The sequence below is a fragment of the Fibrobacter sp. genome (genome assembly GCF_045112255.1).
In the GTDB taxonomy this organism is placed as follows: Bacteria; Fibrobacterota; Fibrobacteria; order Fibrobacterales; family Fibrobacteraceae; genus Fibrobacter.
Genome location: NZ_JBGUHR010000137.1, coordinates 1 through 22,038, shown reverse-complemented (window position 1 = coordinate 22,038; position 22,038 = coordinate 1). Strand labels below are relative to the sequence as shown.

At 45.1% G+C, this 22,038-nt stretch carries 19 protein-coding genes; 8 read left to right on the top strand and 11 right to left on the bottom strand.

What is annotated here, in order from left to right:
• Positions 1 to 67 precede the first annotated feature (67 nt).
• The 6 genes from ACJMM9_RS17630 to ACJMM9_RS17605 all read right to left on the bottom strand — a co-directional run bounded on the left by ACJMM9_RS17630 (position 68) and on the right by ACJMM9_RS17605 (position 6,632).
• A complete protein-coding gene (locus ACJMM9_RS17630) occupies positions 68 to 1,342 on the bottom strand; it encodes a saccharopine dehydrogenase family protein (protein ID WP_405329976.1) in 1,275 nt (424 codons plus the stop codon).
• A 465-nt stretch (positions 1,343 to 1,807) separates the two neighbouring features.
• The gene (locus ACJMM9_RS17625; RefSeq protein WP_405329973.1) at positions 1,808 to 1,960 is read right to left on the bottom strand and encodes a hypothetical protein; all 153 of its coding nucleotides are present in this window, start codon (positions 1,958 to 1,960) and stop codon (positions 1,808 to 1,810) included.
• Between the two features lie 215 nt (positions 1,961 to 2,175).
• A complete protein-coding gene (locus ACJMM9_RS17620; protein ID WP_405329970.1) occupies positions 2,176 to 2,913 on the bottom strand; it encodes a hypothetical protein in 738 nt (245 codons plus the stop codon).
• A 4-nt stretch (positions 2,914 to 2,917) separates the two neighbouring features.
• A complete protein-coding gene (locus ACJMM9_RS17615) occupies positions 2,918 to 5,257 on the bottom strand; it encodes an AAA family ATPase (RefSeq protein ID WP_405329967.1) in 2,340 nt (779 codons plus the stop codon).
• 403 nt (positions 5,258 to 5,660) lie between these two features.
• Positions 5,661 to 5,849, bottom strand: a complete 189-nt coding sequence (locus ACJMM9_RS17610) for a hypothetical protein (RefSeq protein WP_405329964.1) — start codon at positions 5,847 to 5,849, stop codon at positions 5,661 to 5,663.
• Between the two features lie 87 nt (positions 5,850 to 5,936).
• A complete protein-coding gene (locus ACJMM9_RS17605) occupies positions 5,937 to 6,632 on the bottom strand; it encodes an Rpn family recombination-promoting nuclease/putative transposase (protein ID WP_405329963.1) in 696 nt (231 codons plus the stop codon).
• A gap of 219 nt (positions 6,633 to 6,851) precedes the next feature.
• On the opposite strand from ACJMM9_RS17605, the gene ACJMM9_RS17600 reads away from it, so the two are divergent.
• Positions 6,852 to 7,040 (top strand): hypothetical protein, encoded by a 189-nt coding sequence (locus ACJMM9_RS17600; protein WP_405329960.1) that lies wholly within the window; start codon positions 6,852 to 6,854, stop codon positions 7,038 to 7,040.
• Between the two features lie 160 nt (positions 7,041 to 7,200).
• On the top strand, positions 7,201 to 8,703 hold the full coding sequence (locus ACJMM9_RS17595) for a T9SS type A sorting domain-containing protein (RefSeq protein ID WP_405329958.1): 1,503 nt from the start codon (positions 7,201 to 7,203) through the stop codon (positions 8,701 to 8,703).
• Between the two features lie 167 nt (positions 8,704 to 8,870).
• Here ACJMM9_RS17595 and rbr read toward each other — a convergent pair whose 3' ends face one another.
• Positions 8,871 to 9,410 (bottom strand): rubrerythrin, encoded by a 540-nt coding sequence (gene rbr / locus ACJMM9_RS17590; protein WP_405329955.1) that lies wholly within the window; start codon positions 9,408 to 9,410, stop codon positions 8,871 to 8,873.
• Positions 9,411 to 9,611: 201 nt separating this feature from the next.
• Here rbr and cysK point away from each other — a divergent pair, with 201 nt between their 5' ends.
• Positions 9,612 to 10,532: a cysteine synthase A gene (gene cysK / locus ACJMM9_RS17585; RefSeq protein ID WP_405329952.1), complete on the top strand. Its 921-nt coding sequence runs from the start codon at positions 9,612 to 9,614 to the stop codon at positions 10,530 to 10,532.
• Between the two features lie 283 nt (positions 10,533 to 10,815).
• On the opposite strand, the gene ACJMM9_RS17580 is transcribed toward cysK, so the two are convergent.
• The 4 genes from ACJMM9_RS17580 to ACJMM9_RS17565 all read right to left on the bottom strand — a co-directional run bounded on the left by ACJMM9_RS17580 (position 10,816) and on the right by ACJMM9_RS17565 (position 15,805).
• Positions 10,816 to 12,675, bottom strand: coding sequence for a CotH kinase family protein (locus ACJMM9_RS17580; RefSeq protein ID WP_405329949.1), 1,860 nt, complete (start codon positions 12,673 to 12,675; stop codon positions 10,816 to 10,818).
• Positions 12,676 to 12,808: 133 nt separating this feature from the next.
• Complete coding sequence (locus ACJMM9_RS17575) at positions 12,809 to 13,924, bottom strand: TrmH family RNA methyltransferase (RefSeq protein WP_405329946.1); 1,116 nt, start codon at positions 13,922 to 13,924, stop codon at positions 12,809 to 12,811.
• A gap of 136 nt (positions 13,925 to 14,060) precedes the next feature.
• Positions 14,061 to 14,645 carry a 5-formyltetrahydrofolate cyclo-ligase gene (locus ACJMM9_RS17570; protein ID WP_405329944.1) on the bottom strand — a complete coding sequence of 195 codons (585 nt, stop codon included), beginning with the start codon at positions 14,643 to 14,645 and terminating at the stop codon, positions 14,061 to 14,063.
• 23 nt (positions 14,646 to 14,668) lie between these two features.
• On the bottom strand, positions 14,669 to 15,805 hold the full coding sequence (locus tag ACJMM9_RS17565) for a ribonuclease D (protein ID WP_405329941.1): 1,137 nt from the start codon (positions 15,803 to 15,805) through the stop codon (positions 14,669 to 14,671).
• Positions 15,806 to 16,355: 550 nt separating this feature from the next.
• Here ACJMM9_RS17565 and ACJMM9_RS17560 point away from each other — a divergent pair.
• The 5 genes from ACJMM9_RS17560 (at position 16,356) to ACJMM9_RS17540 (ending at position 21,844) form a co-directional block, all read left to right on the top strand.
• Positions 16,356 to 17,177 (top strand): hypothetical protein, encoded by an 822-nt coding sequence (locus tag ACJMM9_RS17560; protein WP_405329939.1) that lies wholly within the window; start codon positions 16,356 to 16,358, stop codon positions 17,175 to 17,177.
• 381 nt (positions 17,178 to 17,558) lie between these two features.
• Entirely contained in the window at positions 17,559 to 18,554 is a 996-nt protein-coding gene (locus ACJMM9_RS17555) for a tryptophan--tRNA ligase (protein ID WP_290922948.1), read from the top strand.
• Between the two features lie 245 nt (positions 18,555 to 18,799).
• Positions 18,800 to 19,813 (top strand): hypothetical protein, encoded by a 1,014-nt coding sequence (locus ACJMM9_RS17550; protein ID WP_405329936.1) that lies wholly within the window; start codon positions 18,800 to 18,802, stop codon positions 19,811 to 19,813.
• Entirely contained in the window at positions 19,810 to 20,751 is a 942-nt protein-coding gene (locus ACJMM9_RS17545; RefSeq protein WP_405329933.1) for a tryptophan-rich sensory protein, read from the top strand. Before ACJMM9_RS17550 ends, ACJMM9_RS17545 begins: the two co-directional genes overlap by 4 nt.
• A 43-nt stretch (positions 20,752 to 20,794) precedes the next feature.
• On the top strand, positions 20,795 to 21,844 hold the full coding sequence (locus ACJMM9_RS17540; RefSeq protein WP_405329930.1) for a hypothetical protein: 1,050 nt from the start codon (positions 20,795 to 20,797) through the stop codon (positions 21,842 to 21,844).
• Positions 21,845 to 22,038: the final 194 nt, after the last annotated feature.

The following is a 22,038-nucleotide window of genomic DNA, read 5'->3' as shown; positions in this document are numbered from 1 at the left end:
GTAGACGGTAGGCAGTAGACAGTTTCGCCTGCGTTACTCCTGTCTACTTCTAACTTCCTACTTCCTACTAATCGACCAACACCGGGTTGAAGTCTTCGTTCCACGGGAGACCGTACTTAGTGAGGGCTTCCATGAACGGATCCGGATCGAACTCTTCGACCGTATGCACACCCGGCTTGTTCCACTTGCCCGTGAGCACCATCATGGCACCGCACATAGCCGGAACGCCAGTCGTGTAGGCGATAGCCTGGCTGCCGAGTTCCTTGTAGCATTCCTGGTGGTCGCAAACATTGTACAGATAGTAAGTCTTCGGCTTGCCATCCTTCGTGCCCTTGAAAATGCAACCGATGTTCGTCTTGCCCACCGTGCGAGGACCGAGACTTGCCGGGTCCGGGAGGAGAGCCTTGAGGAACTGGATCGGAACAATGTCCTGACCCTGGAACTTGATCGGCTGTGTGCTGAGCATGCCCACGTCTTCGAGGCAACGCATGTGGTCGAGGTAGCTCTGGCCAAACGTCATGAAGAAGCGGATGCGCTTGATGCCCGGAATGTTCTGGGCCAAGGATTCAATTTCTTCGTGGTGGAGGAGGTACATGTCCTTCTTGCCGACCTGAGCAAATTCGTATTCGCGCTTGATGCTCATAGCCGGAATTTCGACCCAGTGGCCCTTGCCGTTTTCGTCCGTGTCCCAGTAGCTGCCCGGAGCAGAAACTTCGCGGAGGTTGATTTCCGGGTTGAAGTTCGTTGCGAACTTGTAACCGTGATCGCCGCCGTTGCAGTCGAGAATGTCGATTTCTTCAATCGTGTCGAACTGGTGCTTCAAGGCGTAGGCGCAGTATGCCTGAGAAACACCCGGGTCAAAGCCGGAACCGAGCAAAGCCGTGAGACCAGCCTTTTCAAACTTTTCCTTGTAAGCCCACTGCCAGCTGTAATCGAAGTAGGCGCTAAAACCCTTTTCCTTGCAGCGCTTGTCGTAGACCTTGCGCCATTCCGGATCGTCGATATTTTCCGGCTCGTAGTTAGCCGTGTCCATGTAGTTCACGCCACATTCAAGGCATGCATCCATGATGGCGAGGTCCTGGTAGGGGAGAGCGATATTCATCACCAGGTCCGGCTTGTATTGCTTAATGAGAGCAGAGACGTTCTCGGCCTTGTCAGCGTCCACGGCGGCAGTCGTGATGACCGTCTTCGTATTCGGGCGGAGTTCCTGAGCCAACTTCTCGCAATTTTCGCGATGACGGCTGGCGATGCAGATTTCGCTAAAAACTTCGCTGCAGGTGCAGCACTTCTTGATAGCAACTGTGGCAACGGCGCCACAACCGATAATCAATGCTCTTGCCATTTTTTGTTTGTTCCTCATTTGTTGAGAGTTAATCCATCGGGATGGCGATCCCGGTAGAGAATGTTACTGAGTATAATTTAGTAAAAGACGAGTGCTGCTTCTCGTCATTCTGAGGGCAAAGCCCGAAGAATCCAGTGAAGTCTCATGAATGTGCTTCGATCGCGTCATGGAGGCTATAGCCCAATCCAGTTAAGTCTTGCCTTTTGGGCGTTCCCTTGCCCATGGGCAAGGGCGGGCTATATCGCAAGGCCGCCCGTGCGCACCTTCGGTACCCCCACGCAGCTCTTGCGACGGACCTTCGGCAGGATCGCATTGAAAAAGGTCCCTGTGGTTCGACAGGCTCACCAACCTTATGCCGAAGGGCCGCCACACCGTGGTCACTATCCCTAACGCAAGGGATTGTTCATAAATGTTGTACGCAATGTCGTATCAACAATATCAAGTATTTTTTTCGCAGAGTAAAAACTACTTACCGGAACGATAGGCCGCTATTTCGGCTTCAATTTCAGCTTCGCTCATGCCGGCCGCCGCACCGCGCTGTGCCTGCTTGCGCAAATCCATGAACGCTTTCCATCCAGGATTTGCATCTAGACGTTCTTGTAATACTGTGGTAGCCATATAAACCTCTGCTTAATTACAATATAGTGCAAAATATTATGCAGGTCAATAAAGGTGTGTTTGTTAGGTAACCTGTATAAAACGACTACAAATATTCAAATTTGTAGTCGTTTTTTGAAATTTTTTCAACGAAATTCGGAAAAATTGAACATTTTCCGTATTTCGTCGAAATTTCTCCTAAAAATCGAGTCTGATACTATGTTGTTTTAAATAAACTAATTTATGCTATTCTTTATTCCAGTGGCAAAAACATCATTCAGCAGAGAACTTTTACCTGTAAAATTTTGGATATGAATGAAAAAACACCATTTTGAATAATTTCTATTTTTTTTACCAATATTTAACTCAGGCTGGGCACACCAAATCAAATGTGATTCTATGCTATCCAATACTTTAGATGGTATCGTATTTGGTTTAAGCCATTCCAAACATGCATACTCGTTATTTATATTGAACCATATAGAACATCTATACAATCTTTTTTCGAATCCATTGTATTTAGGATTATGCAATTTTAAAGCTACCGAATGCCCATTGGAAAAACGATTGCTTGCAGATGTTTTCCCTATGTAAACAACACGTTCTTCCGTTTCATTTTTTATTGTTACTATGTAAATGGGGAGACAGGGAGTCGGAGGAACGCAATCTTCACTAGATTCTATCATGTGTTTTTCTTCAGAATCTAGCCAACCCCCACCTAAACCAGAAATAAGCTCAGATGCTTTATCAAGAAAAACATCTGTTTCCTGAATAGATTTATCCAAGCTTTCCCACTTTAATTCATTTGCTATATGGAGAGGCCAGCATTCTTCTAAAGCTAAAAAGCAATCCCAATTTGCTCCTTTTTCGGGAATTGGATCAACATAGTCTTCTTCAATAAACCGATTTGACAAAGGTTGTCTTCGATCCAACCAAGGACTAAAAGGCGATTTACACTTTATCAATTTATCCATATAATTAACCTATTCGATTACACCATTGTTTTAATGTTGTTTCTACATTCGAACATCCATCAAGGTGTTTTTTCACATGCAATGGATTCATCAGATATAAAAAGCACAAGATATCTCTAGCTGTTCGTTTTTTTTCATCATCAGATAACCCATTACAGAAATCATCCATGCTACGAGCGCGTTCTTCCAAATGGCTCTCCCCATTTAAAACTAACCGATACATTAAGTTTTCAAAATAATCTCGGTGTTCTTGCTTCTGCAATAAATCTAATACATCTTTGTTTATTGATATTTCTTCTATACCGAGTCTATACAAAAATGTTGAATAAAACTCAACTATTTTACGCAAAAGGTTTCCAATGTAATCTCCAATGGTATCATTTTGCCCGCAAGCATATTCATACGCTTTTTTTAGGTATTCTGAATACTCATTTCTCTTTTTAAAAGAAAAGCGTTCTAATTTAGATTTAAGAAGTTCATTGTAATCAAAAACACAATTTACTTTTTTGCCCAATTCATCTGCAATTCGTTGCAAATCATAAAATGTTTTTAAATCATGAGTCATTAACAAACATTTCGTTTCCGCATTACTTGACATAAATTTATTTAATTCATATTTCAGCAGTGAAATCACACCAACTTGATTTTCCCTATCATAACTTGATATAGGATCATCAATCACCAACAGATACGGATTTGAATATACCGTAGACTCATCCTTTTGTGAAAATAATTCTGTAAAATAATAACATAAAGCCAAAATATTTCGTTCACCACAAGAGATTTTATTGGGTTTAACTGGTTGACCACTTGATTTTATTCTATAGATGTCGTTTTCAGATTCAATCTGCATTCGATTGTTGTCAAAATAAACATATTTAAGTAGTTTGTTAATATGCAACTGCGCAATTTTTACATTTTTCTTTTGGCTTTCTAAATTTCTTATTTCTAGTTCTAATTTTTCCTTTTCTTTGTCATCATCTTCTTTCTTTTTTTCTGCGGCGGCTTTTGCGATACTCTGTTGTAAAAAATTTGAGTAATCACTAGAAATAATTTTACATGCGATTTGCTTATTTAAACGAATAAGTTCGTCTAGTAACGAATTCTTTCCGTCAATAAGTTTGTTGAATTCGCATTTTTTTTCATCTAATTTTTTCAATTCATCATTATACTTTGAAACTGCAGAATCAACATTTGCCGAATAGTCGTTTTCTCCAAATAATTGATAAACATTTTCAACTCGTTTATCAATTATTTCATTCATTTTGTTTATCTCATGATTTAATTCATTCAAGGAAATGATAACAGAGTGAACTTGAGACTGATCTAATTGAGAAAAGTGTTCGGAAGCGAAAGATAAAGGCTCCATCTTCATTTTCTGCAATTCATCTAAATATGTTTCCACTTCTTTGTTTAAAACATTTTTGAATTCTTTCATTAATGATTCTTTATCTGCCGCAGTTATTGGTTGAAAACAATATGGACAAAAATCATTCTTCTGTTCTTTAAAGAAATCCCTTGCGCTGTTAAGCAGCATCAATCCCCTTTGCTGAACAAAATCAAAAATTTTCTGTTCTCGTCCTGTAAGTTCGTTTTTCTCAATTTTCCTTGTTAATGCTGTTTTTACCGAGGAATCAATGCCAAGGAACGGACAGGTTTTGATGTCTTCTGTGATTTTTTTTGACGATGGGGTGACTGAATCATACAATTTTTTCTTTTTTTGAAATTCAGCTGCGAGAACATCAAGACTTTTGGATGATGTAAATTTTTCAGCAATATCCTTAACAATAGAAGAGTTTACATTTGAGTTATGGCGCATTCCCTTAAGAAGGGAATCTTGGTTTGCCCAACCTTTATCAGATTTTAATGTACTTTCACATTTGTTTAAATAAAATGCTGGAGATTTTTTGTTTTTTTTGTCATTGAGCTCAACGCAAAGCAAATTGTCTTGTTCTATCGTTGTTTTTATTTGATTTAGTAATTCATTTTTTTCTTTGATTTGGTTGTCTAGTTCCGCCTGACGACCAAACATGACAATAGTTCCAATTCCATCATCTTCAATCTTTATATTTTTATCTACAAATTTTTCATTAAAGACATAAATATTTTTTTTATCATCTTCTTCAAAAGATCCTGTCGGAAACGACTGTGGGGCGATTATTGTGAAATCTGAAGTTCCCTCATTTTTTAAGGCTTCAAATGCATCAGAAATTGTAGATTTTCCACTACCATTTCTTCCATACAATAACGATATGCGACTACCTTCCTTCCCCCAAAAATCTAATTCTGTGGCGGTTGTAAATTTTCGACCTTGAATTTTTATACCTTTTAGGAACTTTAGCATTTTGTCCTCATTAAAAAACGGGTATGGATGTAGTTTAACGCATAAAATAATCTAATATTTCTTTTGAATGTTTATAAATTTCTTATTATTAAGATTTTTTTTATTTTATTTATGTTTTTTAATATCTTTTGGATGTTGTGTACTAAATATTTATATCTGAAATGTACAATTGTGTGTTTTTATGAATTCATATCGTTTTTCTTTGAATAAGTGACTGCGAAATAACAGTTCTATGCTAGATTGTAATGAAGTCTAATTTGACCATTTTAGAGAAAAAAGTTATTATCTGAAAAATTTCTATAAATTTAAAGTCCACGGCTCTAATACCGTGGACTATTCAAATGGATTGTTTAGTGCTGCGCCCGGTGCTTTCTGATTGCATTTTGATTTCGTTCAGATTAAATTATTGTGCTTCACGGATTTTCTTTATATAGTTGGAAACGGCTGCAATTTTTTCATCGGAATCGCCAAGAGCAATCATTGCTTCAATCCAGTCACGATCACGTTGAGCAATCTTTTCAGCAATTTCTTCTTCTTCGACTTCGGCAATGGACTTGTAGCCGTAAACTTCGCTGCATTTTTTGAAATCCATTTTGAACTGCTCCTTGGCTTCGCCTTTAAACCAATGCTTCAAAAGCGTGCAAGGCGAGCGTTGCAAAAATATGCTTGCATATTTTTATTACCGAGCCGCCGCCGCGGACGCCATCGGCGTCAAATATATAAAAGTTTGAGTGAGAAAGTCTTCCGCTTCTTCGCGGGGAAGAGACTTGAGTCCTGCCATGGCTGGCTTCAAATATTTCTTTAGTTTTTCTCCATTAAAAACATACTTCAAAGCAACTAGCGCAAGCGCAATTTTAGGCGAAATCATCGAGATTTCAAAATCTTCGAAGATATCACTCACGTCGACGACTTCCAATAAGAAAGGTAATCCAATCTTGTGATAGTATTTGGGATAGTTTGGGTACATCACCTCTTTTTCGATGCGGAAAGGATTCTTTCCATTGTACAAGACGATTGCAACGGTTGGAATGTTCTTCTGGTTGCGAAACATAATCTGAAACCAATATTTGACCAATTGCTGGATAATACCCGTTTCAGGATAACTCTTGTGTTCTTCGATAATGCCGACGAGGAGTTCGGCTTGTTTAGGTTCGTCGCTTTCGAGTTTCACTGTAAAAGCCAGGTCTCCATTGCCGTGTGTGGCCGTGTCGCTGAACGCTTCAGAAATCTCTTGCAAAGTGTCAAGGTTCACTGTCGCAAGAAATTGGGCGAGATTGCTGTTTTTTCGAGATGCAAGTCGAAGAAGCTCCGCAGTTCGAGCAGGATCTTTAAGCACCGAGCGAACATAAGAGTCATGAGCGAATTTTTGAGTCATTGATTAACCTCCTGATAAGTTTAGAGGCTCTAATCTACAACTGAGATTTTTCAAAAAGCAGAACTTTGCAAATTTGGCAAACAACCGTTTGCAAAATCGTTTGTTTTGTCAACTATAGGTGGCGAACTTTTTCCCCAAATCCGTAATTTCCACTACTCTGAATTTTATGAAAATGGTATTTTAAGAAACATCACCGTCCCAAAATTATGGAATTTGCTTATGTCTCAGAAATTATGGAATAAGTGCAAAAAATGCGGCTGCGATAAAGCCGTGGACTCCGAAAAACTTTGCGAATCCTGCAAAGAAAAACGTCGCGAATTTTGGAGCGATATCAAGAAGATTGCGGGCGTTGGCGGTGCCGCTTTTCTAGTGCTCATTGCGGGTGGCAAGTTGACGAAAAATAAATGAATGTATAGTTACAATACAAATTGTATCATAACGATTCATTTGGATGGCAAAAATCGCAATTTGGCCGTGATTTTATTCGTGAGGACCTTGTGAGAAAATTATATGCTTGACAGCGGCATCTTCTGAAGTTAAATTACTTTCTAACAAACTTGGAGGAACAATGGATAAGAAAATCCTATTTACGGTGTGTGCAACGGCAGCTATGGCTTCTGCACAGTCAACTGCAAACATTGACGATTTTGAAGATGGCAACGGCTTGGCCAAGACAGGCAAGAACGATGCCTGGTATGCTTATAACGACAAGAACGACCAGGGGGCTTCGACTTACTCGAATGTTGAAGATCAATATGGCCTTGTTGTCGTGTTGGAAGAGGCCGCTGCGGATGGCTCGAAATATGGGGCCGGCTTGACGGGTATTAAGCTTGTTCAGGGCGACAATCCTTATGATCCTTATGTTGTTCTTGGCCTGAATGTCGCTGGCGGTCTTTCTGGCTGTACCACGATCTCTTACAAGTACAAGGGTGCTGGCCATAATTTGAAGGCTGTGATGGATGGCGACGAAACGGGTGCGTTGACCGAATACAACAGGCATTCAAAGGCACTTGCTGGCAGTACGGCTTGGAAAACGGCTTCGGTTCCTGTATCGCAGCTTGCCCAGGATAAGGGCTGGGGTACCACAGTTGCTTTGAAAATGGCTGATGTTGTGCAGCTCGCTTGGGAAGTCAAGGGCGAAGCTACTTCGGATTACCTCTATATTGATGATGTGAACTGTGCGGGTTATGCTGGTGGTTCTTCCTCGAATCCTGGTGGCGGTACTACGAATCCTCCGGCAGGCACGACGGCTACGATTGACGACTTTGACGATGGCAATACGACTGCGGAAAGTCTCGGCAAGAAGGCTTACTGGTATTTGTACTCTGCGGGTGGATCCTTCACCAATACGCAGGGAACGGACAAATCCTGGGATATGATCGCTACGGATGGCACAAATTCCTATGCTGCAATGACCGGCATTTCTGGCATTACTCCGGGTGACACGACTTATCCGTCTGTCGGTATGGAAATTGCCTTTGATGAAGGTATTCTTGCTAATTGCACCGCAGTGCGGTATGATTACAAGGGTTCTGGCCACCATCTCCGCGCTTCTGTTGCTGGAGTCAAGGCCAATGCTGGTTATGAACACGTTGCTCCGGACCAGAATGCCGCTTCTGCTTGGAAGACGGTGACGGTTTCTACCATGTCTCAGCCTGAATGGGTTGCCGAAGTGGCGCCGGGCAGCATCAAGGCTTTCTCCTGGGCTGCTGTTTCCAAGTTGACCTGGGTGGTTGATGAAAAGCTCTCTGCTGCTAATCTCGGGACTGAACTTGCAATTGACAATGTCAAGTGCGTAGGAACTCTTCCGTCTGTTGGCATTGCTGCAGCCAAGGTTGCTAAGGCTTTCAACGCATCTCTTCAGGGCAATGCCTTGCACATGACTATTGCCAAGGCCGGTATTGTAAAGGTTCAGGTTTTTGACATGATGGGCCATGCTGTTGAAAATCATAGCGAAAAAATGGCTGTAGGCAGCTTCGTGCATTCGTTCGCTGCGATGCCTAGCGGTTCTTATGTGGTTCGTGTGCAGCAGGGTTCTGTGGTCAAGACCATGAAGATGCAGGTCAAGTAAAAGTTATCGTAAACGATTAAAAGCTTTGCCTCGGTTCGAAATGAGCCGGGGCTTTTTTGTAAAAAAACACCGGATTTCTCCGGTGCCTGTTCAATGAATTTTAGTCTAGACGAGCGGCGCGGTGTCTTGTTGTAACATCCCGCGCTTCTTGTCGCGACTCTCGACTTTTAGTAGTTTTCTTCGTGAACTTCGAAGTAGGCTTGCGGGTGAGCGCAGACGGGGCAGACGTCAGGAGCCTTTGTGCCGACAATGATGTGTCCGCAGTTGCGGCATTCCCAGACCTTGACTTCGCTCTTTTCGAAGACCTTGGCCGTTTCCACGTTCTTGAGGAGGGCGCGGTAGCGTTCTTCGTGCATCTTTTCGATGGCGGCGACCATGCGGAACTTCTTGGCGAGAGCGGTGAAGCCTTCTTCTTCGGCGGTCTTCGCGAAGCCTTCGTACATGTCCGTCCATTCGTAGTTTTCGCCTTCGGCGGCAGCCTTCAGGTTCTGGGCGGTGTCGCCGATGCCTTCGAGTTCCTTGAACCAAAGCTTGGCGTGTTCCTTTTCGTTGTCAGCGGTTTTCTGGAACAATGCGGCGATCTGTTCAAAGCCGTCCTTTTTGGCACGGCTTGCAAAGTAAGTATACTTGTTGCGGGCTTGGGATTCGCCTGCGAAAGCGGCTTCCAAATTCTTCTCGGTCTGGGTACCTGCGTATTTATTTGCCATAATAACTCCCTCGTTGATAGGTTTATTTTAATATACCTCATTTTGCGCCTGTGAGGAAACTTTTGTGACATATTTTTATAATAAATTGGAGTAATTGGAAAACAACGATCAAGTTTGCTGACTGGATCTTCAGTTGTTCCTTTTAACAAAAAGGTTGAAATAATTCTAGATTGTTCTCCGTACAGTACGGAGAAATTTTTTATGGCTATTTACAACAACATTCTCGAAACGATTGGCAATACGCCGCTCGTCCGCATCAACAAGCTCAACAAGGGCGATGCCGAAGTCTATGTGAAGCTTGAAATGTTTAACCCGCTCGGTAGTGCAAAGGACCGCGTGGCGCTGAACATGATTAATCGTGCCGAACAGGAAGGCAAGCTCAAGCCGGGTGCGCTCATCATCGAACCGACGAGCGGCAACACGGGGGTTGGCCTTGCTTATGTAGGCGCTGTCAAGGGCTACAAGGTGGTGCTCACGATGCCGGATTCCATGAGCATGGAACGCCGTATGCTCCTCAAATCGCTCGGTGCCGAGGTCGTGTTGACCGAAGGTGCTAAGGGCATGGCGGGTTGTATCGCGAAGGCGAACGAAATCGCTGCTGCCAATCCAGGAAGCTTCATTCCGCAGCAGTTTGACAATCCTGCAAATCCCGAAGCGCATTACCTCTCGACGGGTCCTGAAATCTGGCGCGATACGGATGGCAAGGTGGATGTGTTCATTGCAACCGCAGGCACGGGCGGAACCGTTTCTGGCACTGCAAAGTTCCTCAAAGAAAAGAATCCGAACGTCTACGTGATTGCGATTGAACCGGACGATTCTCCGATGATTTCCAAGGGCGTTGCTGGCCCGCACAAGATTCAGGGCATCGGTGCAAACTTTGTTCCGAAGAATTATGACCCGAAGGTGATTGACGAAGTCTACCTCACGAGCACCGAAAAGGCGGGAAATGCCGCTCGCGCAGCTGCTGCCGAAGAAGGAATTTTTGTCGGAATTTCGTCGGGTGCTGCTTTGGAATGCGCACTCACTGTTGCCAAGCGCCCGGAATTCAAGGGCAAGCGCATTGTCGCAGTGCTCCCGGATACCGGTGAACGTTACCTCAGCACCTGGCTCTGGAACACGTAATAATTATCACGGACGCAATGTCACCCCGGCCATCGTGCCGGGGTCGCCATACACACTCGTCATCCTGAGCGTAGCGAAGACAACTCAGAAGGCGAATGTTGCGGCCATGCTTGCATGGACATAACTGAGCCAAAGAGTTGGGGCTTTAGCCCCATCCAGTTATATCTCGACTTTACTGGATGTTTCGTAGCTTTGCTACTCAACATGACGATGTTATGAAAAATGGAAAATGCCGACTCTCGAGGAGCCGGCATTTCTATTAAGTGAGGAATTCATTTAGAAGCTATTTAGAAAGCATTTTGCCGTTAAGCGTTGCTATCCAGTGCTTGTCTCTTGCCTTTGCAGGAACTTCCAACATCGTGGTTCCCGTCTTGATCCGTTTCTTGTACAGAACAGCACCGTTCAAGTCAACAATGGCAAATGTTCCGCCTAAATCCGTTTGAATTTCAATGTTGTTGCCGTTCACGACAAAGTAGTTTGTCGGGGAGAGCCTGCTGAAATTATCCGGATGGATTTTTACAGTACCAGGAATGGAATCATTGTCCTTTTGCCAATCCGGTTCATGGATTGAAGGATCGACTGGTGCCATCACAACAGGACTTGCAGGTTCAGAGAATCCGAGCTGTTGGTCCATCCAGGCCATTCTTTCTTTCATCTTCTTGCGGAGGTGTTCTACTTCGCCATCCCAGGTTGTCGCATTGTAGCCACCCATGGGGAAGTTCATGCCGCCGCTGCTGCCGTTGCCATTGCAGAATTTCATCGGCTGCGGATCGGTATCGCCCTGACCGCTAGATTTTCCAAGATTCGGCCAACGCTTGAAGTTTCTGTCGGCTGCGTTCTTGAGGTACGTCTTCATGGAGTCCAGGTAAAGATCCATGGTCTTGGTGTGCCAAACGCCACTGCGGAGTTCTGCCCAACGTTCCTTCAGTTCCTTCTGGTAATCGTTGTCCTTCCACATTTTGAGGAGCCAGTTCGGAGCTTTCAAGGCTGATCCGCCCATCATGCCGCCGCCGGCCTTGCTGCTGTTTTCAATTTGCCAGCCGGTAACACCAGAACTTCCGAAGCCGCCGCCAAAACCGCCACCGAAGCCACCGCCCCAGCCGCCGCCCCATTGGCCACCACCGCCTTGCTGGCCGCCGCCGCCTTGCTGGCCGCCGCCGTTTTCAGGGCTAGATCCGTTGCTCATAGCGAGGTTGAAGTCCCATGGCGGACCAAGAGTTACCTTGCCTTCCTTGAGTTCCTTGCCATCCTTGCCGCCTTTGTCCTTTGGCTTGAACAAGAAGAAACTGCACCAGTAGGAGTCTGCGTTGTTCGTGATTTCTTGATGCAAGACGTAGTCTACTGCGGAACCGACATCGACGTATTTGTCGTAACCCTTGCCGCTGCCACCGTTCTTGAACAAGGCTTCAAGATCGTTCAGATACTTTTTCAGGTATTCTTCCTGTTCTCTTTGGATGTTCTGCTTTTTGGGGTAGTGCAAGATGACGTTCAAACCGTCGGAGGTGTTGAAGCCTTCGTCTTTGATGCTGCCGTTACCGCCACCACCTGTATTGGTACCCGTCTTGTCGAATGCCCAGAGGTAGCCACCGGTGAGGCTATCGCCGGCAATATCGGTTTCTTTGAGCTTGCTGATGTTCACGCGATACTTGCCGCGCTTGATTTTTTCGACAAGCACGTACACGCCACGGTAGACGCCGTTGATGTAGAGGTCAAAATGCTTGGTTCGCGGAGCATAACGGCCTGCCTGTCTGAAAAGCCAGTAGGCGAGAGCGTTTCGGAGCATGCTCTTGTCCACGTATGGACCGTGCAAAACCCAGTCGTCAAAAGGAGGAAGCCCGAAAAGACTCACATCTTTGCCTTCGCCTTTTTCATCGCGAATTTCGATGCTGTAGCCGGGCTTCGGGAACATGGCGGAGGATTGTCCTCTTACCTTGATGCCAATATCATAGGGAGTGCCTTTGGCGCTGTCGGCAACGGAATTTGTCTTTCCGTCAAGCACTTTCATTGTGGCAGGGATTTTTTCGGTGACTTTGTTATTGAGGCACTGGCCCTTTGTGTCAACGAAAATAATAGGTAAGTCGTACGTTTGGGCTAGTGATACTCCAGCCGCAAAGCAACACGATAAAAAGACTTTTTTTATCATAGTGAATCCACACTCCTTTTCCATCACCTCTATAAAATAAATGCACCCTTGGCAAAAGGGTGCGTTTATTTCTGTTTACACGTTGTTTGCGTTTACAACTTAACAACGGCTTATTTGGCGCAATTTGGGGCTTTTAAGCCTTTATGCGCAGGCGTGCATATTCGTACAGGCCGAGCGAGAGGGCAACAGAAGCGTTATAGGAATGGGCTTCGGGCTTCATCGGGATGCGGAGTATGGCGTCGCACTGCTTCTTGATGAACGGGGGAAGGCCCACGTCTTCACCGCCGACGGCGAGAACTACGTGGTCTGCAAATTCAAAGCCGGCGAGGTTCGTTTCGGTGTCGGCGTCGAGTCCGAGAATCTGGTAGCCGGCCATCTTGAGTTCGCCAATAGCGCCTTCAAGGTTGTCCGGGCGGCAGATGCGGAGCTTTTCGAGGGCGCCTGCCGAGGTGCGGGCGACGCTCGGGGTAATGCCGCACATGCCCTTCGCGGGGAGGAGCAGAATGTCTACGCCCAAGGCAAGCGAACTACGGATGCAGGCACCGAGGTTACGCGGGTCTTCGATGTTCGTGGCCACGGCGATGAGCTTCTTTTCGCCCGTATCACGAGCGTTGAAGAATTCTTCGCGGATGTCCATCCAGTTGAGGAGTTCCTTCTCGTTCATGAGGGCGACAACGCCGTGGTTCGGGCGGGCGTAGCTGTCGAGAATCTTGGAATCGACCTGCTGCACGTGTACATGGGCGCGCTTGGCGAGCTTCTGGAGTTCATAGAGCTTCGGGTTGCCGGACTTGTGCATAAAGAGTACTCGGTGTACCTGGAGCGGGCTTTTGTTCAAAAGCTCTTCGACTTCCTTGATACCACCGACAGCAACCTGCGGGGCTGCATCGGCGTCACCGACGGCCGGTACAAAGTTTTCCTGGTTGGCGCGGCTTTTGTCAAAGTCGCGGCGGTCACCAAAATGGCGTTCGCCATCAAAGCGGTTGGGGCGATCACCGAAGCTCGGGCGGTCGCTGTTGAATCGGCTTGGACGGTTTGCAAAATCGTCGCGGTCGCGACGGAGGTGCGCCTGGCTGCCGATGCCACCACGGCGTTCCTGTGAAAATTCGCGGCGTTCTGGAGCGCGTTCGGGTTCGTCCGGATGTTCGCGGTTGAACTTCGCCTCATCGAACGTGGGGCGTGCTGTGCGCCCAAAGTGGCGCTTGCGATCGTTACCAAAACCGCGACGGCTGTCGTCATTATTGAAACTCATTTTCTGAATCTCCGTGAATTGTTAAAGATTTTTCTTTTGCACTGTCATCCCGGATTTATTCCGGGATCGCCAATGCTGACTTTCTGTCATGCCCGCAATGAGCGAACTTCTCCGTTAAAAAATTTAGAATTCCACACTAGTATTTTTCTCGGCAGGCGATGACCGTGTGCATCTTCACATCGGTCTCTTTCTGCTCTAGCGGTTCCTTGGAAAGTTGCGCTGGAGTCATGATCCCTGCCTTAAATGCGTTTGGGTATTTGGCGAGGAACCTGTCGTAGTATCCCTTGCCGTGACCTTGTCTGCTCCCGTCCCAGTTGAATTTTACGCCTGGGACCAGGAACACAGGAATGTCGCCTTCAAACTTCTCGATGCCTTCGCGGGGTTCCATGATTCCATAGTGCCCCTTGACCAAGTCCTTCTTGAGGTTTGCAATCTTGTAAAAGTGCATGATGCCGTCTCCTTCGCACTTGGGGAGCAAAAGGCGGCCTTCGGTGGCAAGTTCCTCGAGAATCGGCATGATGTTTGGTTCTCCCTTGAGTGGGTAAAATGCCGCGATGTTTCTTGCATCGTGGTAGCCCGGAATGTCATGGATTTCCTGCCACGGTTCCTTGATGATGTCATCGCCTTTTTTCATGCGACGCATCTTCAGGATCATCTCGACGATGGGGCTGCTGCCGAAAATCAGCAGCACTAAGATTACAATTACGATGGACGCGGCCATTTGAAAACCTTTATTTTGAGGCTCTACTCTTCGTCGCCAATGCGCTTTGCGGTCGGCAACTTGTCACGTAAAATTTCGTTCCAGATATTTTGTTGCCAATGCATCAAATGCGCTTCTTCGTAGCGCTTTTCCCACGGGATGTTTCCCGGGGCTGCAAGCCAGATCAGCTGAGACTTGTTCGCAAGGAGTGCGGCGTCGATTTTCAGCTCTTCGGCCTTTTCGTCACGCCACGTCTTGAGCGCGTTGAGCAAGTCTGAATGCGGGATGACTGGCGGTGGTGGAGCCTTCGGGAGGCGCATCGGCCAATCGCATTCCGGGACGGCTACAGCCGTACGGAGCATGTTCAGAAACGATTCCAGGCGTTCGCCCTTGAAATTGCGGGGGAGCTTTGGAAGGTACGTTTCATCGACTTCCGGGAAATGCGAATTCTGGGCGTTCACAATCGCAAGCATCAGCTCGGACTGCATCACCTTATAAGGCGGACGGTCGAGTTCTTCGGCCTGCTTTTCGCGCCATTCCCACAAGTGCTTGAGAATGTTCAATGCGCATGGCCCGTAAATACTTGAACCCGTAATGCGCCACGGGTCTTTTTTCGGGGCGTTCGGGGTTCTTGCGTGTTCGATAAGCGTGTTGCACTGCTCCGTAAGCCAGCTCATGCGCCCGGCCTGTTGCAGCTTTTCTGCTAAAATAGCACAAAGTTCGTGAAGGTAGAACGTATCGTGGATGGCGTATTCGCACATGTCCAGCGAAAGCGGTCGAATCGTCCAGTCGGCTCTCTGATTTTCTTTCTTTAGTTCGTCGCCAAAATATTCCTTGACCAGATCGGCAAGCCCGAGGTGCTGTTCGCCCAGGATCTTTGCTGCAAGCATCGTATCGAAAATGCTCTTCGGCGAAAAGCCGTAAGTCTGCCACAAAAGTCTGAGGTCGTAATCTGCACCGTGGAAAATCAGCGTCTGCATTGCACGTGCCTTGAACAGCGGTGCAAGGTCCAGTCCACAAAGCGGGTCCACAATATAATGGTGTTCGCCAATGGTAATCTGGATAAGACAGAGACGAGCCGTGTAATGGTACATGGAATCCGCCTCGGTGTCGACTGCGGCCATGTCGTAAAGCTCCAAATCTGCAAGCAAGTTTGCGAGCGATTCTTCACTATCTACCAATATGTATTTCTCGTCTTTAATCATTTGACAAGGAAATGTAATAAAAGAAATTGATAGTGCGCTATTTTTCCTCCGAATTTACCCCAACACAGCACTTTCCCCGCGCAAGTGTGCGTTTGCGCACAAAAAATGTCCTTTTAATGATGAAATTTCTTGAAAAGTGCGTTTTTTACGTCAAAATAAAGCGGAACGAAACGATTTTGGCGTAAAATTTGATACAAATTAACCATTTTGGCGGTGAAAATGGAAGTCTATGTGCTTTTGAAACACTAAATTTGGCTGTTTTTTGCTTCAAAATCTATTTATGAGGCTCAAAAAACGAATTTTTTAGTGAAAAATAGAATTTTGTTGCTGACAAACTAAAATTTTTACGTTAAATTTTGAACTTTTGGAATTTTTTGACGTAAAAATGGGCGTTTTTTCAAAATCTGCTTTTTGTTAATTGTTTAATTTGTATATTAAACGGGTTCTTATATCTTTTCTTATATCCTTTTTATATCGTTCCTTTTATGAATGTTCATATAGCCAATTAGGATGGCGAGGATATTTAATGAACAATTTTAAAATAGATGTCTCTGTTGATTGCATCTTGTCTCAGGCTCAAAAACGTATTGATGAACTTCAGCTAGTTATTGAGTTTTTGCAAAAACAATTGGAAAAAGCCCCGGAAGGCTCCCTAAATGGTACAAGTAGTCATTCGCAGTTGCAATGGCAACGTATTGTAGGTACAAAACGTTTTTATTTGTCTAGCGGAAATTCGAAATTGATTAAAGCGCTTGCGCAAAAAAAGTACAATGCTTTGCTTCTCGAAGATTTTAAACGTCAAAGGAAAGCCTTGGATAAATTGATAAATAGCTATGTTCCGCAAAATGGTGAAAAAACGTATATGTCCATGAGTGAAAGGTGGCGAAAGCAAATTGTGCCACTGAATATCCCTGATTCGGAATATGCTGATTTATGGCAGAGCTTGCGCTATAAAGGAAAAACTATTGAAAATACGGGTTTTTTGACTTCAAAAGGGGAGTGCGTTCGCTCTAAATCAGAAATCATAATTGCCGATGTCTTGGCGAGTTTGTGTATTCCTTATCGCTATGAGTTCCCGCATAAAATGAAAAACGGTGATTTGTCTCGCTGCATTGATGTCTATTCTGATTTTACTTGTTTGAATATTCACACCCGCAAGGAGTTTGTGTGGGAGCATTTTGGATTGATGGATGATGCTGAATATGCCCGTAATGCAGTTGCTAAAATAGAAATGTATCAGAATAACGGGTATTTTCTTGGTGACAATCTCATATTTACTATGGAAACTCACGAGAAACCTTTGAATTCGAAAATTGTGCGAGATTTAGTCAAAAAATATTTGATTTGAATAAACTAATTTGTTGCGCAGCGGTGTTGATTCTCGTTTTTGGGCGTTTTTTTTACGTCAAAAAAAGCTGCGTGCAACGATTTTGACGTAAAATTTGATACAAATTAACCATTTCGGTGCTGAAAATGGAAGTCTATGTGCTTTTGAAACACTAAATTTGGCTGTTTTTAGCTTCGAAATCTATTTATGAGGCTCAAAAAACGAATTTTTTAGTGAAAAATAGAATTTTATTGCTAATAAACTAAAATTTTTACGTAAAATCTTGAACTTTTGGATTTTTTTGACGTAAAATTGGGCGTTTTTTCAAAATCTGCTTTTTGGGGGCTGTTTTATCGTGCTTAAGGTGCTCGCTGGGCTTTAAATTTTCCTAAATTGCACCCCATGAAAAAGATTTCACTTACCGGTATCAAGCCGACGGGCACACCCCATCTCGGCAACTATGTGGGCGCAATCCGCCCGGCTCTTGAACTTACGAAGACTTATGACACGGTCTATTTCATCGCGGACTATCATGCTTTGACGACTGTGCAGAACGGCGCCGAAATGCGTGCGAACATCTACAAGGTCGCAGCAACCTGGCTCGCTCTCGGCCTTAACCCGGAAGAATCCCTGTTCTACAAGCAGAGCGATATTCCTGAAATCTTTGAACTTAGCTGGGCTCTCAGCTGCTTTACGCCGAAGGGCTTTATGAACCGCGCCCACGCCTACAAGGCAAAGGTCGAAGCAAACACCGCCGCTGGCGTTGATGTGGACTCCAACGTGAACATGGGCCTTTACTGCTACCCGTGCCTCATGGATGCCGACATCCTCATGTTCAGCGCTGACATCGTGCCGGTGGGCAAGGACCAGAAACAGCACGTCGAATTTGCTCGCGATATCGCCATCAAGTTCAACAAGCACTTTGGCGAAGACGTGTTCACCGTTCCGGAACCGGTTTTCCAGGAATCCACGGGTGTTATCCCGGGTCTCGACGGTCGCAAGATGAGCAAGTCCTACGACAACTACATCGACATCTTCCTTGAACCGAAGGCTCTCAAGAAGCGTCTCGGCAAGATTGTGACGAACTCCCAGGGCATCGAAGAACCGAAGGATCCGGATACTTGCAATGTGTTTAAGTTGTACAAACTCTTTGCAACGCCGGAACAGACCGAAGCTCTTGCAGCACGCTACCGTGCAGGCGGCATGGGCTGGGGCCACGCCAAGCAGGAACTCCAGAATGTCCTCGAAGAACATCTCGGTGCCGCTCGCGAAAAGTACTTCTACTTGCTCGACCATACCGATGAAATCGAAAAGATTCTCGCTTACGGTAAGGAACGCGCCCGCGCCAAGGCCAAGGTTATGATGGACCGCGTCCGTCATCTGTTGGGAACTTACTAAACGTAAGTTCCTTACGACTAGGGAAGGCTCCGCCCTCCCTAAGACCCTCCTTTTCCAAATGCTGATGCTGTTGGAAAAGACCGCTCGGCCCCGACCGGACATCTCCCTTTTAAAACATTTTACAAGGCTCTCGGCTTTTCTGCCGAGGGCTTTTGTGTATATTGAACCTTATGATAAATTTCTTTTGGCAAATGTCGGATATTTTTGATGATCCCGAATTTTCGAAAATCTTGTTTGTGATGTTCTTGATCGTTTTGCCGCATTTGCTAAGCTTTTTGCTTGCCTTTTTTTATAAGAATTTCAGCTTTAAAAAGCTTTGGCTCGGCCTTTGGATTGCCGTCTTTTGCGCTCTCGTCAGCGGCTATGTTTTCCTTCTATATATCAACGATGGCGGTGCGTTCAATGGTGTATTCTCGCCAGCATTGCCCTTTGTGGTGATGTTGCTTTATCTTTTTTCTTTTATGGCTTGTGGATTTTTTGGTCGGGCGTTCGATACGAAAAAAATTTGGCATCGATTGTGCGTTCCCTTTGTCGTAATTGCTCCGCTCTTTATTTTCTTGTTCTTCGCTTGGAGCCTCATGGTTCATCCTTACGCCGAAATTTCCGATGAACCTTTGGAACAAAACGATTTGGCCGCTTTCCACGATGATTACGAAATGTTTATGTCCGAATTTAAGTGGATGTCTGAATCTAGGTGGATTCGTTGGGATGACGATGCACGAACGGTTGCTTTTCGCGAAAGAAACGATTCCGTGTTTTTCAAGTTTACCTATGATATGTGCGCCTATACCCACTATGATTATGGTGAACGAAAATTAAAAAGTCAGCGCGGATATGCTTTGGATGGCAAGTGGGTTTTGCTGGATCCTGAAAAATCTGCGTTAGTTCGAAATCTGAAAAGATCTGTTGAAAATTACAGCCAGGAACTTTCGCCAGCGTGGGGAATAGAGGGCTATGCTTCCATGATTGTGCTAAAAGACTACAAACGCAAAACTCGTCGTTGGCTGTATTTCCCGAATGCAAAACGTTCTCGTGTGTACGATGCAGTGGCGATTGAAAAGACGTTCGAAAGATTTATGCCCCCGCGAGAAACTTATACTACGCTTTCTTACAGGGAAGTCGCAGAAAAGTGCAATGAACCTCGTAACGTTTTTGTCAATAGCGTCGTTTATAATCAACAAAATAATACGTCTTACGAACAAGTTAAAACTCCAAATCAAAAAGATTCCCTTGAATTAAATAATTCGGAGGAAAAATGAATGAAATTCTCAAATACTTAATGACTTTTGCAACGGAGATTCTTCCTGTATTTCTTCCGGGAATTATTTTCTTTGCGCTCCGCAAAAAGACGTCGTGGAAAAAGTTTTGGCTAGTTCTTGGCTTGCTTCTTCCGGCATTTATCGTGTTTCGGAGTATTCAATGGCTTGTTGACAAAAATGATTTGGAAATGGCGCTTGAGGGCTTGTTCTTTCTCGCGTTGTATGTCTCGGGTGCTCTTATCGGGAATTTCTTTAAGACAAAGAAAGTTTTGTATGTCATAGCCGTTTCCGTCATTGTGCTGCTTCTATTTTTTGCTTTAAAATGGATAGTTTATCATGATTCAGGAATGCAACCATTTGCAGAAATTGTCGATGAACCATTGCAGGATGTTGAATTGGATTTGGTACAGAACGCTGATTACGAAATAGAAATGATTCAGGAAGACGCTTGGTGGAATGATTCTCGCATCATTGCCATCAGGGAACGGAATGACTCTGTTTTTTATCGTGCCGCCTATCGCATGTGTAGTGCTGAAAATATTGATGATGAAGGCTATAAACACCGGGTAAAGCCAAATATTGATTCTAGCCAGTGGGTGTTGCTGAATTCCGAAAAATCTTTAATTGCGAAATCGCTGAAAAATTCTATAGAAAAATACGAACAGGAATACCACTCAGATCTTGTTTGGGATGGCTATTCTTTGAATGTCTTGCTGAAGGACTATAAACGCAAAACCAGTCGCCGATTGGATTTGAGCAATGCTTCCATACTTGGAATGCAGGGCGCTATGGCTATTGAAAAAATGATGCTTGACCTTATGCCTCCTCGCGAAACTTTTACCACGCTTTCCTATGTAGAGATTTCAAAAAAATGCGCAGAAATAGAAAAAGCGCTGATACAACAGCAGGAAAATAAGAGTGATAGCGCAAACGAATGATTTTTATTAAATTACAGTCGTGCGAATCCTTTTTTTAGTCCTCTTGTTGATTTTGAATGTCTATGCCGAAGCCAAAGACTCCGGTGCCGTTTCGCGTAAGGATAAAAAGTCGAAATCTTCTGTTGTTGTTAATGACTCTGCCGCTTCCGATGTGGACTCATCAAAAACAGCGGGGTTCGGTATGGCTTTTGTTCCTGCGGCTTCGGATTCAACCGTTCTGCTTCGGGCGGATAACGGGACTGATTCGCTTGTTTCTGGAGAAGCTCCTCAGGATACGGTTGTCGATACGGTTTATGTGATCATGCCGGAATCGATTAAAAAGAAAAAAAAGCAGCCGGAGGAACGTAGTATCCCATTGCCGCACCAGACGGCGTATCTTGGCAAAGGACTTTCTGTTGGTATTGGTGCAGGGCTTTTCAAGGCGTCCGATGACTGTGACTGTCTTGGCGTTTGGGAGGGGCAGGTCGAGTATCACTATAAAAAATTTATAACCGGTGGTATCGACGTTCGCTTCTTTGGCGGCACTCTTGACAGCGATGTCATGCTTATGTACCAGCGTTATCGCTTTAACGCGCGTCTTCACAAGGCGTTTTCCTGGATAGACTTTTATGCTTCGGTTTTGTTGGGGCTAGAAACAACGGACCTTTCTGAATTCCGCAAGGAGTTGGAAGATGGTGTCCTTAAAAAGCGTAACAACAGCGATTCGGATTCGAACGAGGTTGTAAAAGGTTCTTCTGCAAGCGAAGACTCTGTTGATGTGGAAAATCAAGAATTTCTGGATGAAGAAAACAATTGCGAAAAGATGTTTTCGCTTGATGGGTTTACGCTTGGCGTTGAAGTGGGCATGGGTGCCGCTTTGGGCCGGTATATTGGTCTTGTTGGCAGTGCCAGTTATGAATTCAACTTTTCATGGGCGCAGCAGGTGACGTTTAGTTCTGGCTTTGCTTTCAATTTACGCGAAGTATGGCCTTGGGCACGAAAGAATCTCCGTTCCACGTGGATTTCCTTTGAAATGGTCTTCCAGCGTTACTTCAATCGCGATGTAAAGGAATGGGCTGTCGCGGGATTCCTCGGCCTCCAGTTCGGCATTTAAAACGTAGGCCCTCCCGACCTCCGCCCGGGGTTTGACATCGAAAAAGCTTTTTTCTATATTAGGCGCACCGATTTTAATCGGAACCCTCCCGGAACCAATGTCGGTATCCGGGCGATAGACCAAAGGGACTCATTATGAGACAATACGAAACGATGGTGATCATCGACGCTATGATCTCTGACGACGCTATCAAG